17 protein-coding genes are annotated in these 16,862 nt (G+C 47.8%); 11 read left to right on the top strand and 6 right to left on the bottom strand.

The window, feature by feature from the left end; all coding sequences use genetic code 11:
* The first annotated feature begins 25 nt into the window (after positions 1-25).
* From paaB to paaK, 11 genes are all read left to right on the top strand, one after another.
* Positions 26-313 (top strand): 1,2-phenylacetyl-CoA epoxidase subunit PaaB, encoded by a 288-nt coding sequence (paaB, locus tag FE392_RS01925; RefSeq protein ID WP_092509782.1) that lies wholly within the window; start codon positions 26-28, stop codon positions 311-313.
* Positions 314-325: 12 nt separating this feature from the next.
* Complete coding sequence (gene paaC / locus FE392_RS01920; protein ID WP_319928543.1) at positions 326-1,123, top strand: 1,2-phenylacetyl-CoA epoxidase subunit PaaC; 798 nt, start codon at positions 326-328, stop codon at positions 1,121-1,123.
* Positions 1,124-1,212: 89 nt separating this feature from the next.
* Positions 1,213-1,716 carry a 1,2-phenylacetyl-CoA epoxidase subunit PaaD gene (gene paaD, locus FE392_RS01915; protein ID WP_319928542.1) on the top strand — a complete coding sequence of 168 codons (504 nt, stop codon included), beginning with the start codon at positions 1,213-1,215 and terminating at the stop codon, positions 1,714-1,716.
* Between the two features lie 13 nt (positions 1,717-1,729).
* Positions 1,730-2,818, top strand: a complete 1,089-nt coding sequence (paaE, locus tag FE392_RS01910) for a 1,2-phenylacetyl-CoA epoxidase subunit PaaE (RefSeq protein ID WP_319928541.1) — start codon at positions 1,730-1,732, stop codon at positions 2,816-2,818.
* A 34-nt stretch (positions 2,819-2,852) separates the two neighbouring features.
* Positions 2,853-3,041 (top strand): hypothetical protein, encoded by a 189-nt coding sequence (locus FE392_RS01905; protein WP_319928540.1) that lies wholly within the window; start codon positions 2,853-2,855, stop codon positions 3,039-3,041.
* A 10-nt stretch (positions 3,042-3,051) separates the two neighbouring features.
* Complete coding sequence (gene paaF, locus FE392_RS01900; RefSeq protein WP_319928539.1) at positions 3,052-3,825, top strand: 2,3-dehydroadipyl-CoA hydratase PaaF; 774 nt, start codon at positions 3,052-3,054, stop codon at positions 3,823-3,825.
* Positions 3,826-3,828: 3 nt separating this feature from the next.
* On the top strand, positions 3,829-4,626 hold the full coding sequence (paaG, locus tag FE392_RS01895; RefSeq protein ID WP_319928538.1) for a 2-(1,2-epoxy-1,2-dihydrophenyl)acetyl-CoA isomerase PaaG: 798 nt from the start codon (positions 3,829-3,831) through the stop codon (positions 4,624-4,626).
* Positions 4,627-4,628: 2 nt separating this feature from the next.
* Complete coding sequence (locus FE392_RS01890; RefSeq protein WP_319928537.1) at positions 4,629-6,275, top strand: 3-hydroxyacyl-CoA dehydrogenase; 1,647 nt, start codon at positions 4,629-4,631, stop codon at positions 6,273-6,275.
* Complete coding sequence (gene paaI / locus FE392_RS01885) at positions 6,268-6,732, top strand: hydroxyphenylacetyl-CoA thioesterase PaaI (protein WP_319928536.1); 465 nt, start codon at positions 6,268-6,270, stop codon at positions 6,730-6,732. Before FE392_RS01890 ends, paaI begins: the two co-directional genes overlap by 8 nt.
* Entirely contained in the window at positions 6,729-7,943 is a 1,215-nt protein-coding gene (gene pcaF, locus FE392_RS01880; protein WP_319928535.1) for a 3-oxoadipyl-CoA thiolase, read from the top strand. The genes paaI and pcaF overlap by 4 nt, the downstream gene beginning before the upstream one ends.
* Before the next feature lie 215 nt (positions 7,944-8,158).
* The gene (gene paaK / locus FE392_RS01875; protein ID WP_319928534.1) at positions 8,159-9,526 is read left to right on the top strand and encodes a phenylacetate--CoA ligase PaaK; all 1,368 of its coding nucleotides are present in this window, start codon (positions 8,159-8,161) and stop codon (positions 9,524-9,526) included.
* A 61-nt stretch (positions 9,527-9,587) separates the two neighbouring features.
* Here paaK and FE392_RS01870 read toward each other — a convergent pair whose 3' ends face one another.
* The 6 genes from FE392_RS01870 to FE392_RS01845 form a co-directional block, all read right to left on the bottom strand.
* Complete coding sequence (locus FE392_RS01870) at positions 9,588-10,559, bottom strand: hypothetical protein (RefSeq protein ID WP_319928533.1); 972 nt, start codon at positions 10,557-10,559, stop codon at positions 9,588-9,590.
* Between the two features lie 118 nt (positions 10,560-10,677).
* Positions 10,678-11,514 (bottom strand): hypothetical protein, encoded by an 837-nt coding sequence (locus FE392_RS01865; protein ID WP_319928532.1) that lies wholly within the window; start codon positions 11,512-11,514, stop codon positions 10,678-10,680.
* A gap of 55 nt (positions 11,515-11,569) precedes the next feature.
* The gene (locus tag FE392_RS01860) at positions 11,570-13,156 is read right to left on the bottom strand and encodes a hypothetical protein (RefSeq protein WP_319928531.1); all 1,587 of its coding nucleotides are present in this window, start codon (positions 13,154-13,156) and stop codon (positions 11,570-11,572) included.
* Positions 13,157-13,168: 12 nt separating this feature from the next.
* The gene (locus FE392_RS01855) at positions 13,169-13,438 is read right to left on the bottom strand and encodes a PAAR domain-containing protein (RefSeq protein ID WP_319928530.1); all 270 of its coding nucleotides are present in this window, start codon (positions 13,436-13,438) and stop codon (positions 13,169-13,171) included.
* Positions 13,439-13,472: 34 nt separating this feature from the next.
* The gene (locus tag FE392_RS01850; protein WP_319928529.1) at positions 13,473-14,303 is read right to left on the bottom strand and encodes a DUF4123 domain-containing protein; all 831 of its coding nucleotides are present in this window, start codon (positions 14,301-14,303) and stop codon (positions 13,473-13,475) included.
* Positions 14,300-16,312 carry a type VI secretion system Vgr family protein gene (locus tag FE392_RS01845; protein ID WP_319928528.1) on the bottom strand — a complete coding sequence of 671 codons (2,013 nt, stop codon included), beginning with the start codon at positions 16,310-16,312 and terminating at the stop codon, positions 14,300-14,302. Before FE392_RS01845 ends, FE392_RS01850 begins: the two co-directional genes overlap by 4 nt.
* Between the last annotated feature and the right edge of the window lie 550 nt (positions 16,313-16,862).

Below are 16,862 nucleotides of genomic sequence, written 5' to 3'. Positions count from 1 at the left end.
TTATCGGAACAGGAGAAAACATAAAATGAACAATACCGATTGGCCACTTTATGAAGTCTTTGTCCGCAGCAAACAGGGGCTGGCACACCGCCACGTTGGCAGCCTCCATGCGGCAGATGACCAAATGGCACTGGAAAACGCACGTGATGCTTACACCCGCCGCAATGAAGGCTGCTCGATCTGGGTCGTAAAATCCATTTATCTGATAGCTTCACAACCGGAAGATCGCGGCGCTTTTTTCGAACCATCGGAAACCAAGATTTATCGTCACCCGACGTTCTATACCATTCCTGATGGCATCAAGAATATGTAGGGAAACGAAAACATGAATAGACATAGCGTTTCGACATCCAATCATGACTTGCTGGATTACGTGCTGCGGCAGGGTGATACGCCACTGATTCTGGCACAGCGCCTGTGCGAATGGTGCGGCCATGCACCAGAGCTGGAAATTGACCTTGCGCTGTCTAATATCGGGCTCGATCTGCTGGGGCAGGCACGCCATTTTCTTAGTTATGCCGCCACAATCATGCCAGATACGCATCCAGACTCAGAAAAAAAGCCTGATGAAGATTATCTGGCATTTCATCGCGATGAACGTGAGTTCCTCAATTTACTGCTGGTTGAACAACCCAACGGCGGCTTTAACGACACACTGGTTCGCCAGTTCTTCATGGATGCTTACCATGTCCTGCTGCATCAGGCACTGGTACAAAGCCGTGATCCCCAAATCTCAGCCATCAGCGCCAAGTCCTTGAAGGAAGTGGAATATCACCTGCGATTCAGCCGGGGCTGGATGATCCGTCTGGGGGACGGTACAGAACAAAGCCGCCAAAAAATCCAGCAATCAGTCAATCAGCTATGGCGTTTTACCGGTGAATTATTCCATTGCGACGATATCGAGCAACGGCTGGCTGCCGAAGGCATTGCCGTGGATCCCCGCACCCTGCATGAGCCGTGGCTGGATATCGTCAACGAAACATTTGCGGCAGCCACATTGGAAATACCCGCAGAGCTGCCCTATCGCCAAGGCGGCAAGCAAGGACTACACACAGAACATTTAGGGTACATGCTGGCGGAAATGCAGTCCCTGCAACGGGCTTATCCCAACTGTAATTGGTAAATGTAATTGATACATACACAATGGATTTCAAATTGCATCGCGGCGGCAAGGGAACGAATTTGAACAGCCAAAGGTTGAGAGGAAGGATCATGGAACAGCAATTAACAACATTACAAAAACCGGAAATTCATCAGATCTGGCAATGTCTGCATCAAATTGCCGATCCAGAACTGCCGGCGCTTTCCATTACCGATCTCGGCATGGTGCGCTCTGTCACGCCTTTGCAAACAGGCTGGCAGGTGACATTCACCCCGACATATTCTGGCTGCCCGGCGACGGAGTTTCTGATTAACGAAATCCGCCAGTTGCTGACTCAAGCGGGTTTTGCGCCGGTGCATGTCAATGTGAGTCTGTCTCCTGCATGGACAACGGACTGGATGAATGCCGATGCCAAACAGCGTCTGAAAGAATCCGGTATCGCTCCGCCCCAAGGCTTGTCCTGCGAAAAGCCGACGGAGGCAGTTTCCATCAGTTGCCCCCGTTGCGGCAGCCATGAAACCGAAAAAATCAGCGAATTTGGCTCTACCGCCTGCAAAGCCCTTTATCGCTGTCAGCAGTGTCTGGAACCGTTTGATTATTTCAAATGCATTTAATAAGGGAGTGAAGATGGTTACTTTTCACCGAACACGTTCACATAGCTTCCACCGATTAAGCATTGCTGCCATTGAACGAGAAACACCGGAAGCCGTGACCGTCACACTGCATGTTCCCAGTGAGCTAAAAAAGCACTTTCTCTACCAGCCCGGCCAGCACCTGACTCTCAAGGCCCGGGTAAACGGTGAAGAGCTGCGCCGTTGCTACTCTATTTGCAGTTCACCGCAGGACGATGTGCTGCAAATTGGCGTCAAGGCCATCTACCAAGGCCGTTTTTCCACCTTTATCAACCAGCAATTAAAAGTCGGGGATGAGCTGGATGTGATGCTGCCGCAGGGCAATTTTGGCCATATTCCCAGTGCCGACCAGCAAGGGCATTATTTAGCCATTGCCGCCGGCTCAGGCATCACGCCAATTTTATCGATCATCAAAAGTACGCTGGCGCTGGAGCCTGACAGCACTTTCACCCTGATTTATGGCAATCGTACCAACCGATCCGTCATGTTCAAGGAAGTACTGGCCTATCTCAAAAATCGCTACCTGAGCCGTTTTCAGGTGCTGTACTTATTCAGTCAGGAAGTCACTGACAGCCCCCTGCTCAACGGGCGCATTGATGTTGAACACCTGCAACGCATCGGCAAAACCCTGCTCAATTTTACTCAGTTTGATCGGGCATTTCTCTGCGGGCCAGAAACAATGCTGAACGATGCCCATGCGGCACTCGAACAAGCGGGCATGCCGGCTAATTGCATCCACAGCGAACGATTCAATACCGGAAATGCCCAAGCGCGCCCCCGCCCTGCCAATCTTGCCGAACGCAGCGAAACCCGCGTCGAAATTCATTTGGACGGGCGCACTTTCAACATCGCCATGAATGCCGAGGATGACAGCATTCTCGATGCTGCCCTGCGTCAGGGGGCTGATTTGCCATACGCCTGCAAAGGAGGTGTGTGCTCAACCTGCAAATGCCAGCTTAAATCCGGTGAAGTGGAAATGAATGTGAACTACAGCCTTGAACCGGATCAACTGGCGGCAGGGTATATCCTGAGCTGCCAATCATGGCCGAAGGGCGATGGCGTAGTAGTAGATTTTGACGTTTAAGCGCTTTGTTTAAACACCTGCATAAATGTACCCAATGGGTTTCAAGTTGCATCGCGGCGGCAAGGGAACGAATTTGAACAGCCACAGGCTCGCCCCCGGCGAGAGGCAGGAGCCTCTCATAATCCCCAAGAGCATAGCTAACCGTATGTTTATAAAAACGGTGACCGGGGTGAATGAATGCAGCCAACAAAGAGGCAACTTGAAAGACGAAGGGTATAACTGAGGAACCCGCAATGAATCAGGAATGGATCATAAGCCACCAGCAACAAAGAGTACGCACATTGACCCTCAATCGGCCGGACGTGCGCAATGCTCTCAGCAATGATTGCCTTGAACTGCTAGTACAACAGTTAGAACAAGCGGATGCAGATAAAGAAACCGGCGCTATCGTCATTACCGGTTCATCGCGCTATTTCGCGGCAGGGGCTGATCTGAAAGAACTACAACAGCAAACCGTGGCAACGGCCATCACTGATCGTCGCCCACAGCTTTGGCAACGCCTGAACAATATTAATAAACCCATGATTGCCGCCGTGAACGGTTACGCGCTTGGTGCCGGCTGTGAATTGGCACTGGCCTGTGATTTTGTGATTTGTGGTGAAAGCGCCCGCTTTGGCCTGCCTGAGATCACGTTGGGGCTAATTCCGGGAGCCGGAGGAACACAACGGCTTATCCGCAGCGTCGGCAAGGCACTGGCCCATCAAATGGTACTGACAGGGGAAGCCATCAACGCCCAACAGGCACAGCTTGCGGGATTGGTCAGCGAAGTGTGCATTGATGAAAACACACTGGAGCGGGCAGAGCAAATCGCGCAGCGCATCAGTGAATTTTCCCCCCTCGCATTGCGGGCAGCCAAAGCCGCACTCAAGACCGCACAGGAAACCAGCCTGTCACAAGGATTACTCGCTGAGCGCCAGCAATTTGTCGCTTTGGCGGGCACAACCGATCGTCAGGAAGGCATCACCGCCTTTCTGGAAAAACGTAAACCGACATTTAAAGGATTTTGATCAATGGAAAACAAGTCAATGGTACTTACCGAAATTAACGCGGGTGTCCTTAGCATCACTCTTAACCGCCCAGAGTACCTCAACAGTTTTACTGAAGAGTTGCACCAACAGTTAAGTCAGGCGATGGATATTGCTGAACAGGATGAATCTGTACGCTGTGTTCTTTTGACTGGTGCCGGACGTGGTTTCTGTTCTGGTCAGGATTTGAATGACAGAAACTCCATCATTACTGATGGAGGCACCCCCGATCTCGGCCAATCCGTTGAACGTTACTATAATCCGCTGATCCGGCGCATGACCTCCTTGCCCAAACCGATTATCGGTGCAGTCAATGGTGTGGCAGCAGGTGCCGGTGTTTCCCTCGCTCTGGCCTGTGACATTGTTATAGCTTCCCGCACCGCCAGCTTCATTCAAGCCTTCTGCCGCATTGGTCTGGCGCCCGATTCCGGCGGAAGCTGGTTCCTGCCGCACAAAATCGGGCAGGCGCGTGCCATGGGCATGGCATTGTTGGGCGAAAAAATCAGTGCAGAGCAAGCATTGGAATGGGGCATGATCTGGCAGGTCGTCGAACCTGAAGAGCTGGAACGCAAAACACAAGAGTTGGCCCAACATCTGGCGACTCAACCCACACTGGCGCTTGGCTGCATCAAACAAGCTACTTATGCCGCAGCAGGCAATTCGCTGGATCAGCAGCTTGACCTCGAGCGCGATTTACAGCGCCTGTGCGGGCACAGTGAAGATTTCTGTGAAGGCGTCAGCGCATTCGTTGAAAAACGCCAGCCAAAATTTCAGGGGAAATAACGATGAACACGCCAGCACTCAAAGGCCCCATCGCTGTTATCGGCGCGGGAACGATGGGCATTGGCATCGCTCAGGTTGCGGCTCAGGCAGGGCATACCGTCCTGCTGTTTGATATGGACAGCACCGCTGCACGTCATGCGTTGGATGGCCTCCATGCGCGCCTGCATCAACGCGTGGAAGCGGGTAAAGCTGAAGCCGGCCCAACCGAAGCATTATTGCAGCGCATCACTCCGGTCGATTCACTACAGGCACTGGCACCTTGTGCGTTGGTGATTGAAGCCATTATCGAACAACTGGAAGCGAAGCAAGAGCTATTCCGTCAGTTGGGAACGATTTGTTCAGCCAAGGCACTGTTTGCCAGTAACACCTCATCATTGTCGATTACCGCCATCGCCCGTGCAGTGCCAACCCCACAACGCATGGCGGGGCTGCATTTTTTCAATCCGGCGCCCTTGATGAAGCTGGTGGAAATCGTACAGGGTCTGGAAACATCCCCCCAAACTGTGATGACACTCAAGGCACTGATCAGCGGCTGGAAAAAACAGCCCGTCATTTGCCGCTCCACCCCGGGCTTTATCGTCAATCGCATCGCACGCCCATTCTATGCCGAAGCACTGCGTGCCTTGGAAGAACAGGTTGCCACCCCCGCAACACTGGATGCTGTCATGAAAGAATCAGGTGGCTTTGCGATGGGGCCATTGCAACTGATGGATTTGATTGGGCATGACATAAACTACACCGTGACTGAATCCCTGTTTCGCGCGTTCCACAGTGATCCCCGCTTCCAGCCTTCATTACAACAAAAAGAGCTGGTCGATGCCGGGCATCTGGGACGCAAGCGCGGCCGTGGTTTTTATCATCATGATCTTAAAGGTAATGAGACTAAAGGAAATCATGCCAAAGACCATGACAACAACAAAAAAGAGACTCAGCCGGCACCTAAAATAGAGCCAAAACACGCCAAAGCACAAAAACAACCTGACCGGATCAGGGCCACAGGCAATTGGCATGCTTTACCCTATTTCACTGAATTTCTGAAACAATCTGAATTGCAGAAATATGGGATCATTTTCGAAGAACACAAAAATGATCGCTTCCACTCTCCCACCTTGCAGATTGATGATGTTGTCCTGACGCTGACCAAAGGGAGAACCTGTGCTCAGATTGCTGATGAAATCAGAGCCCCGGTAATGCAGTTTGATCTGTCGGCCAATCACCACGCAGCGCCAATCATCACACTCAGTACAGCTTCTCAGAACCCGCCCCAACAGACGGCAAGAGTGATAGGCTTCCTGCAATCTCTCGGCAAACAGATCATTCTCCTGCCGGATTATCCAGCCTTATTGACCATGCGTACCGTCGCCATGCTGTGTAACGAAGCACTCGATGCCCTCAACAAAGGCGTTGCCAGTGCGGAAGATATCGATCTGGCAATGCGTTATGGCGTGAACTATCCCATCGGCCCGCTGGAGTGGGGTGAGCAAATAGGCTGGAAGCACCTGCTCAGTACACTGGAAAATCTGCAAAAATACTATGGCGAACCCCGTTACCGCCCGGCGCCTTTATTGCGCCAACTGGCGGCAGGTCACGCCAAATTGCAGCTTTCCCCGCAGCACCAAAACCATAATAGGGGGAGCGCCCATGTATGATAACACCGCCACCCGGCTGGCTCATCGCTGCATTGAAACCCTGTATGCCAAAGACACCTGCGCCAAAAACATGGGGATACACATTGAACATATTGATGCCGGGGTAGCCCGACTCAGCATGACAATAATGCCTAACATGCTTAACGGCCATCAAAGTTGTCATGGCGGCATCCTGTTCAGTCTTGCAGATACCGCCTTTGCCTATGCCTGCAACAGCCAAGGGCACGCTGCGGTCGCAACTTCCGGCACTATCGACTTCATCCGTCCGGCATTGGCCGGCGATCACCTTATCGCCACCGCCTCTGAAAAATATCAGGGTAAAAACACCGGGCTGTACAACGTCGAAATCATCAATCAAGAAGGCAAAACCGTGGCCCTGTTTCACGGCCGCGCCCATCGCTTGGATCATCCGGTTCTGGCAGACAGTCAGGAAAACAGCCTCGGAGAAAAATCATGACTCACGCGTTTATCTGCGATGGTATCCGCACTCCCATCGGGCGTTATGGCGGCGTCCTCTCGAACCTGCGGGCCGATGATCTGGCCGCCCTGCCACTTCGGGCTCTGATGGCGCGCTACCCGACACTGGACTGGGAAAAAGTTGATGATGTGATCCTCGGCTGCGCCAATCAGGCCGGAGAAGATAACCGCAACGTTGCACGCATGGCATTGCTGCTGGCCGACCTGCCAAACGCAATATCAGGAACAACAGTCAATCGCCTGTGCGGCTCTGGTTTGGATGCGCTGGCCTTTGCGGCCCGCAGCATCAAAGCCAATGATGCCGGGCTAGTATTGGCTGGGGGCGTAGAATCCATGACCCGTGCCCCGTTTGTGATGGGCAAGGCAAACAATGCATTCAGCCGTCAGGCCGAGATGTTTGATACCACTCTCGGCTGGCGCTTTATCAACCCGCTGATGCAGCAGCAATTTGGCACGGACTCAATGCCGGAAACGGCGGAAAACGTGGCCGCTGAATTTCAAATCAGCCGCGACGCTCAGGACGCCTTTGCCTTGCGCAGCCAGCAACGGGCCGCCAGCGCACAACAACGGGGCATATTGGCAGAAGAGATCATTCCCGTCGCCTTATCAGCATCCGGCAAAAAAGGCGCTTCAACCCTCGTTTCGCAAGACGAACACCCCCGTCCGGAAACAACATTTGAACAACTGCAACGGCTCAAAACGCCATTCCGCGCTGGCGGCACAGTGACCGCCGGTAACGCTTCCGGCATCAATGATGGCGCGGCAGCACTCATTGTGGCCTCAGAAACAGCAGCATTGCGACAAGGGTTAACCCCACGGGCACGCATTGTCGCAACCGCCACTTGTGGCGTCGAACCTCGCATCATGGGGATTGGGCCATTGCCTGCCACCCAAAAAGTACTGGCGCTTGCTGGCTTGAGCCTAAATCAAATGGATGTCATTGAGCTGAACGAAGCCTTTGCAGCCCAATCATTGGCAGTGATGCGCCAACTGGGACTGCCCGATGACGCGGAGCACGTCAACCCGAATGGCGGGGCGATTGCTTTGGGCCATCCTTTGGGAATGAGTGGCGCCCGACTTGCGTTGACAGCAACCCTTGAACTGGAACGGCGCGCTGGCCGTTATGCCCTGTGCACCATGTGCATCGGCGTAGGGCAAGGCATCGCCATGATTATTGAACGAATTTCATAAAAACCTGACGTAACCATCACCTGCATAAATATCCGATGGATTTCAAATCGCAGCGCGGCGGCAAGGGAACGGCTCCCTGAGGAGCATAACTGGCTGTAATTTTTGCATTACAGTAACTGGAGTAAGAACAGCCAACAACGCTGTAACCAGAAAAACAAAGGGTATACGTACAAAAGCAACCTGTTACAAACACACCAACAAAAGGACAGGCAATTATGAGCAACAACGTACAAGACCTGAGAGCATACTCCAATAACCATTTGACCCAACACCGGAATAAGTTTCAGAACCGACATCCTGACTCGCTCGAATTTGCCTCACATGACGAAATTCAGGCGTGGCAAGTACAACAGATTGCATGGACGCTCAATCACGCCTATAACAACGTTCCCATGTACCGCCGGAAATTTGACGAAGCGGGTGTCCACCCGAGCGATTTCAAGCAACTCGAGGATATCCGCAAATTCCCGTACACCACCAAGCAAGATCTGCGGGAACACTATCCTTTTGACACCTTCGCCGTGCCAATGGAACAAGTGGTGCGCATTCACGCCTCATCCGGCGTCACCGGGCGGCCGACGGTCGTGGGTTATACCCAGCGGGATATCGACAACTGGGCCGAGATCATCGCCCGTTGCCTGCGTTTTGCGGGCGCCAGCGCCAAAGACAAAGTTCACGTCGCCTACGGTTATGGCCTGTTTACAGGAGGATTGGGGGCGCACTATGGTGCAGAGCGGCTGGGAGCCACCGTCATTCCTATGTCCGGTGGCAACACAGAAAAACAAGCACAACTGATTCAGGACTTCAAACCTGACGTTATCATGATGACACCGTCTTACTGCCTGACCTTGCTGGACGAACTGGAACAGCAAATGGGCGGGGATGCCAGCCAATGCTCCTTGCGCGTCGGGATCTTCGGTGCAGAGCCTTGGGGTGATGCCATACGCGACGAGATTGAAACCCGTATGGGCATCAAAGCATTGGATATTTATGGCTTATCAGAAGTCATCGGGCCGGGTGTCGCTATGGAATCACTGGAATATGCTGACTGCGCGACTATTTGGGAAGATCATTTTTACCCGGAAGTGATTGACCCTGACAACATGAATAATTTGGCCGATGGCGAAATGGGAGAACTGACTCTCACGACCTTAACCAAAGAAGCCATGCCCATCATTCGTTACCGCACCCGCGACCTGACACGTTTATTGCCCGGTACGGCACGCAATATGCGCCGCATGGACAGGATCACCGGCCGTTCTGATGACATGTTAATCATTCGCGGCATCAACCTCTTCCCCTCACAGATAGAAGAGCAGGTTATGCGCATGAAAGAGCTCTCCCCGCACTATCAATTGGAAGTGGATCGTATCGGCAATTACGACAGGCTCTCCGTCAAAGTCGAACTGAAAGAGCCTGATCAATTTAGCGCAGAGCAACGCAACGATATCAGCCATCAATTGCGTCATCACATTAAATCCATGACCGGGCTAAGTACAGAAATTAACCTTGTCAGCTCCGGCGAGATCCCTCGCTCAGAAGGAAAGGCCGTTCGAGTGATAGACAATCGCTCCCGCGATTAATCGTAAAAATAAAACATTTGGCTAATCATTATTGAATACTTCGATTAGCCAAATTAAGCCATTATCTTGCGATAACGATTTTTCCGTTGATAATGGATAAATAAGGACTGTAAGTTGCAGTGTCGCCTGTAATTTTATTATCAAGTAATATAGGTGAACGTCCGAAAGCTCCTTTTTCAAGGCGGAATAAACGACCATCTTTATAGCTGACCAATCTGAAATTTTCCCATTCAGGTTTTGTTCTTATAATGTAATCGCCGCTATTTAGCATTTCTTCAAAATCCATTGAATTAAAGAATATTTTTGGATTGCTATTATCAGCAACAGCCCATTCCTCCCATGCAGGCTTACTCATACTCCATAATTTATCCAAGTCATTATGTGAAAAGGTATCAATAATTTCTTGATAAAAAGATTTAATAGAAGGCAAGTCATTCTCTGATACAGAACGTGCTTTTGTCCACATCCAATCAGGCAAGCCATTAATAGGATAGATTTTTTTGGCTTGATATAGCCCTTTTTCTCCACGGGTCTTAGACATCCCCAAAAAATCAAAATCAGAAGAATTGTTGGCAATATGATTGGGGCTGGTATGGATAACAATATCCCCATTTTTATCTACCGATAACTTAATATAACTCACAATCTGGCCTTGGTCATGTGCAGATGCTTTTCTGATAATTGCTTCACACCACGAATCAGGATTAAATTTTTTAAACTCCTTATCAATCGCTTTCTTCCCCATTGAAACAGAGAGTGTATTATTACCATTTTCTAAAAAGGCAGTAATATTTAAACCACTGGACTCCGTTCCACTACGTGAATCCACATTCTCCATAGCCATCATTTCATTAAGACGAACAACACAAACACTGCGGTGAGTATTCATGGATAATATGTATTTATATTCCATATTCTTTTTTCCTGTTGCAGGATTACTGAATAACATATAAAAACAAAATAAAGAACCAAGCCAGGAAAAGTCTGAATGGCGACTTGTTTTTTTTAAGAGATTTTTGAAATACCCACTCACGTTTATTGACGCCTTCTGTATTTTTATGTTGCTCTTAACCCATTGAGTTAAATATTTTCTTAATTGATTAAATTTGGCTAATCAGAATTTTCAATCACTGGTTAGCCAAATTAAGTCATTATCTTGCGATAACAATTTTTCCATTTATAATAGATAGATAGGGATTGTAATGATAATTTTTTTTATTTTCTTTGTTATGGAAAATTATAGGTGAAGAACCTAACACACCTCTTTCTAAACGAAATAATTTACCATTTTTATAACTAACCAGCTTATATTTTTTCCAATCAGGTTCCTTAACAACAAATTTATCATTTAATTTACTTTCAAAATCCATAGAGTCAAAAAATATCTTGGCACTACTGTTCTCAGCTATAGCCCACTCATCCCATGCTGGCTCGCTCATTTTCCAGACTTTATCTAGATCATGACGAGAAAAAGCATTACTAATCTCTTGATAAAATTCTTTTATGGCAGGTAAATCATTATCAGTAACTGGCTGCGCTTTTATCCACATCCAGCTTGGTAAATTATTTATCGAAAATGTTTTTTGGGCCGCAAATAAATTTTCTTCTCCTTTTTTGATTGACATGCTTGCGTAATCAAATTTTTCATTTGAATTTATTGGGTCTTTCGTTATGACGTTTCCATTATTGTCCACAGTTAATTTGATATTACTGATCACTTCCCCTTGCTCACCATGAGAGGAAACTTTTTTGATTGTGACGTCACACCATGATTCTGGATGGAATTTTTCTGTTTTTTTGTCAAATGGCTTACGCCCCATAAGTAATTCAACAGTATTAGAACCATTTTCTAAAAATGCGGATATATTATAACCACTGGATTCTGTTCCTGTTCGTGAGGCTGTATTTTCCAGAGTTACTATTCCGTTAATTTTTAAAACACATAAACTACGTTGTGTATTAAATGAAACTAAATATTTATGCTCCATAGTTGATTTTCCTGATGCAGACTTTATTGTCATTAGCATTACAAAAAATAATAAGCTACCCCAGAGAAATCCGGTAAGGAGATTTTTCTCTTGGTAGTGGCTCTTGAAATATCCAATCTTTTTCAATAGGTTTATCTTCACTTTCTTCCTCCGTATCCCATTTACCATCATAAATTCCTTCTGTTTGGATACTTACCCCATATTTAATACTCGCTGATGCCTGAATTCCATCATGATAGAGCACCAGTTCCATATTTTTTTCTGTGGACTCCAGCGCGACCAACATCTTCGCTGAGACTTGTGCTGATGCATCAAAATAGCCATAAAGGGCATAATAACGAACACCACCACGAATATTAGTTTCAGCTCTAATTCCCAATCCTGCTTCTAATATGCCATCGTTTTTAAAAGACCAACTTCCTTTATCATCAGACTCCCAACCAAATATAACGCTTAAATCGCCACTAAGAATTAAATCTAACTGTACACCATAAAATGCACCATTTTTATCTTTCTTTATTTCTTTTTCATGTTCTTCGCCCGCTTCACGTATTACAGCGATGACTTCATTAAGCTTATAGTAAGCAGCAAATATTTGTACAACATCAATACGTAGCTCTAAGCCTATTAATGGTGTTACCGTTATATCAGCATGAAATTTATGGAAGAGTTGATATTTATCACTGTGTGAAAGTTTATAACCGCCACTAATATTAATTAAGGGATAGACAAGATCTAATTTAGCAACTCGAAATTTATCTTTATCATGTCCACATGCAAGTACACTGTTAATTTTTTCGATACCATCAATAGCAGTATCTATTAGGTCTAATTTTTGTTTGCCTTTTTTGAATTCAAACTCAAGCTCTTTTGACCAACTCCGTGTTTCAGCGCCCTTTTCGGCAGTAATTTCTCCGGTAATGGTTAATTCATTACGAATCTCATAAGGTTTTGTATTTTTTCGCCACCCATATGAGCCTTTATGTCGCAATCCACTTTTTCTATTGGTCTCTTTTTGTTGGTTCTTCCTTTGCTCTTCGGTATATTTCTTGATCTCTTCTGCCATTCCAATAGCAACGTTAAATTTTTGAGCTTCATTAAGATATACATGAATGTATGTACCGAGGATAGTTTTATTCCCCAGCGTTATTCTCCTAATAGTGTCAAATACATTAAATGTTTTCTCGACTAAGGGTTTTCCGGCACACTCATCAACCTGAACATAATAACTTTCTTTATCTAGTTGTGAGTAAAAACCCTTGCCTAAAAAACGACGCAAAAGGATAAGCGGGCTATTATCAATAACAAAAAAATGGTTAGTTTCTTTTGAATAACGCAATATTCCCGAGTACGGCTTGTTAGGGGAAAATTGTGAAATTGGCTGACTTTCTTCATTATATAAATGTCCAACCGGACACATTGAGTTATGTGATATACAGCCTTTACTGCTCGAGCTTAGTGTTATAGGAACTTTAGGTATTTCAGTAAACTCTGGCTTATCAACAACATAATGAAGCTGATAGGGAAATAAACCCTGTTGATAACTCATCGTTTTACCATCCAATGTCACATCAATTCTATGTGTACAATCATCCGGATTGTCGCAACCACATATTGCAGAACCTGCCTTTGTCGACGTCATTTTTTTGTCTCCTTAACCAATATTCACACTACCGCCGCCAATCACGACTCCACCACAGTCAACGGCATCTCCGGTTCTGGCAGCAGGTTTTCCCTCAATAAATACGGAGCCGGAACCTCCCGCGATTGCTCTTGGGTGTGAACAATGGGATTCCAATGCATCCCCCTGTCTAGCAAGATAGTCTCCATCAACTTTCACTGTGCTGGCTCCGGCAATAACGGGAGTTGTCGAGCAATCGCCATGTCCTGTGCCGATATCACCAATTTTGACCGCATTACCCATATTGTTTTTCCTGTTATAGTTAAATAGGTCTTTGTTAAATAGGCACTTGACCTAATTCTTGAATTAACACGCTTTCGGCTCGCATATGCCCCGGTTGGCTGTATTCGGTTAATTGGGAATGCAGCGCAGCCGGCAGGTCATCAATGGTGAGATAGTGTCGGGTGATAAAGAGCTGGAGTAATCCGCGAACGTTGCGATCATCCGTAATGCCGTTTCGACTGAACCAGTCAAAAAATTGTCGGGCACATTCCACGGTGTCGATATGAGGGATAAAATCAAAATGCGCTTTTTCCAGCCATTCAGGGATGAAACCCGCTAGTTTCTCAATATAACGCTCTGTGAAAATAGCCTGTATCTTCTCCAATTGAACGTCTGTGATGGCAAGCATTTTGCGTTTGCTGGTTGCACTATCAGGAAAAGGCTCTCTTATCTTGGCAAAGTTATCCGTACGCTCGTCCTCAAGATACAGGGTCGTAATACGTGAGATGGGCCCCAAAAAACAGTGCACTTCCCAGTCACTCAATACCCCAAGGAAATCCCAGATATTGCGCGGGTCATAAAAACGGAAAAAGACCGGTTTTTCCTGCTGGGGAAGCAGCACTTGCAGGTATTTCCGTAAATGCTGGCGCACGGTTTTCATATCTGCGCTACTGTGGACGAAGATCCCCCACGGGGTTTTGCGGCATTCCAGCCAGATTTTGACTTTTTCATCCACCTGCACCAGATAAGGCGCAATTTCCACCAATTCAGGCTGGAGAGGCTCACCGTAAAGGCAGGCGGAAGGCGGATCATACCGTTCCAGCATGAAAAACAGATCGGCTTCTGCCGCACCATCAATAATGGCGTAGAGTTTTTCCTGACTCATTCCTGCGCCTCCTTTTCTTTCATTGGGCAATGGGCGACAAACATGGAACCTTCACTTGCCGCCGCAAGCAGGATGGCGGGATTGGCCGGCGCCAGTAAATCGCCGGGGCTGCCACCGGAATTCAGGTTGATCGCAGCCCCTTTGAGATCAATGCCACCCGCATGAAGCACGATAAAGTTGCCACCGACATTCAGGGTAATTTTGCTGCCGCTTTGCAGGGTGATATCGCCCTGCGCATCCACACTGACGACGCCCTGAATTTTTTCAGCTAAATCACCTTTGAGCTGCAATGAGCGGTCACCGTCAATTTGTTCAATATAGTTGCCGGTGGTTTTATGATCCTGCTGCCCCTCAACCGTGACCTTGCGATTATTGGCTATCACCAGTTCATCATCATGACCAATGCTGGTTGTGCGGTCGTAGTTAATGCGCTCTCCCCGTGAATTGCGCACCTGAATGGCGAGATTTTTTTGCGCATGGATAAAGACCTCTTCACGATCTTTCTCATCCTCAAAACGCAGTTCGTTAAATCCTTCGCCTTTATGGGTTTTCGACCGGATCGACATCTGCGTTTTCGCCATCGGCAGGCGGTTCGGGGGAATGTTGTTGGCGTGATACGCCCGCCCGACAATAATGGGCTGATCAGGGTCGCCGTGGACAAAATCCACCAGAACTTCGTGACCAATGCGGGGAATGGCGATCATGCCCATTAATTGCCCGGCCCAGGCCTGACTGACCCGCACCCAGCAAGAACTTTGGTCATTGAATTCGCCGTACCTGTCCCAGTCAAATTGAATACGAACCCGTCCATGCTCGTCACAGAAGATTTCTTCTCCCTCCGGCCCGACAACTGTGGCGATATGGGGGCCTTCCATTTTGGGTTTTGGATAAGGGGAAGGACGGTAGGTATTTTTTCGGGTGGTAAAGGTAAATTGGTTGGACAGCCACGTGCCGTCTTCGCCCGATTGGGTTTCATCTGCCTGTGGTTGCCGCCCGGAATGTGTGATGTGGAGGAGCTGCCATTGGTCGTTAAAAGCCGCTCTGGGGTGATCGGTCAGGTTAAACAATTGCCCCGGCCACAGGGCAAAACAGTCGCCATGACCGTTGCCAAGCTGCGTATCCCGGCGCAGATATTCCAGCCGGTACTGGCTTGCCCGTTGCCCCAGTTCATCATCTTTATAGCGGCTGGGAAAATCGTAATAGTGATAACTGTCCAGCCTGCGCTGGTTATCAAGATTGCGCCCTTCATACCAGAATTCCCGGTTCCAGCGCGGGTTTTTAAACGTCCGGTCTTTGGTTGTGATATTCGCAACCCCGACGCGCTCTGACCAGCTAAAGTGACGGATGCAGGTTGTTTCCCCGGTGACATCGGGCTCCGGGCGATACGGAACACTAATCACTTGATTGAGGGATAAACAGGAATCGTGAAATACGATACGTTGTTCGTGCTGTTCCTGATCGAAGGTGAAGTAGTAGAAAATCCCCTCATCGGCCAGCAAGCGCTGGATAAAAGCCAAGTCACTTTCATCGTACTGAACACAAAATTCCCGTGGCGGGTGTTTGTAACCCAGCGCAAAGAAATAGTTTCGTATGCCGTTTTCCCTGAGCAGGCTTTCCACAATATCCACGACGGACTGATTCTGGAAAATCCGGCTATTGACCCGCAGTGATGCTCGCCACAAAGCAGGCTGAAGGGTGATATGGTAGTGGCTGCGATGGCGTCCGGTTGATTGCAGTGAAAAATGCGTCACCATGCCGGTAATTTGCCGTTCAGCCAACCCATTGCGATAAACGGTGAAGGCGGCATCCCTGTCAAAAACATCACAAAAATTAATATCAGAAGTCTGACAGGTCAGTGTTGCTTCCAGCCGGAAAGGGGTTGATAACGCTTCATTCAGAGAAAAATCGACCACCGCAAAAGTCTGCTCAGGTAAGTTTTCCGTAACCAGTGTAAATACCAGACCGGAACGGTCAAAGAGTTGGTGAATTTTGTCTATTGCCCTGCTCATTTGTGCCCTCCATAATTTTTTGGTGTACCACTCCTTGGTTATCATCTGAATAGCAAATATAATTTAGTAATAAAATTACTATTGTCTATTTTTAGTACACTTGAGGGCGAAATATAACAACATTATTTATATATACCAGCGAAAATAAAAGCACATCAGGAAAGTTGTGATTTACTTCTCTGATTCAATAAAATCAGATGATTACCTATTTTTACTTCTTATTAAGACAACAGATAAAAACACACCAACTCGTTCATACTGGCGATTGATAGCAAGGTGCGCGTCTTTAACAACGGATAAATGCAGATCGTTTTGCCTCAAAAAAACCGTGGAACGAGCAAAGCAGCGCTGAAAAATTCCGGTCATCGCTTTCAAGAAAGTTTCTTACTAAATGTAACTATGCGACATTGAGAAAACCAAAATGCAAGGTTGTGAAGGCAATGAATCCCCCCAGATGAGCGACCTCTGAACCCCCGTAAGTCACACAATATGCACTTCCCTTAAGTATATTTATACAGTTATGCTAATGTCATGACACACTTTTAAGCAG

The organism is Xenorhabdus santafensis (genome assembly GCF_033949405.1).
Taxonomy (GTDB): Bacteria; Pseudomonadota; Gammaproteobacteria; order Enterobacterales; family Enterobacteriaceae; genus Xenorhabdus; species Xenorhabdus santafensis.
Note: the sequence above shows the minus strand (reverse complement) of the source record. Positions and strands in the feature narration are given on the sequence as shown.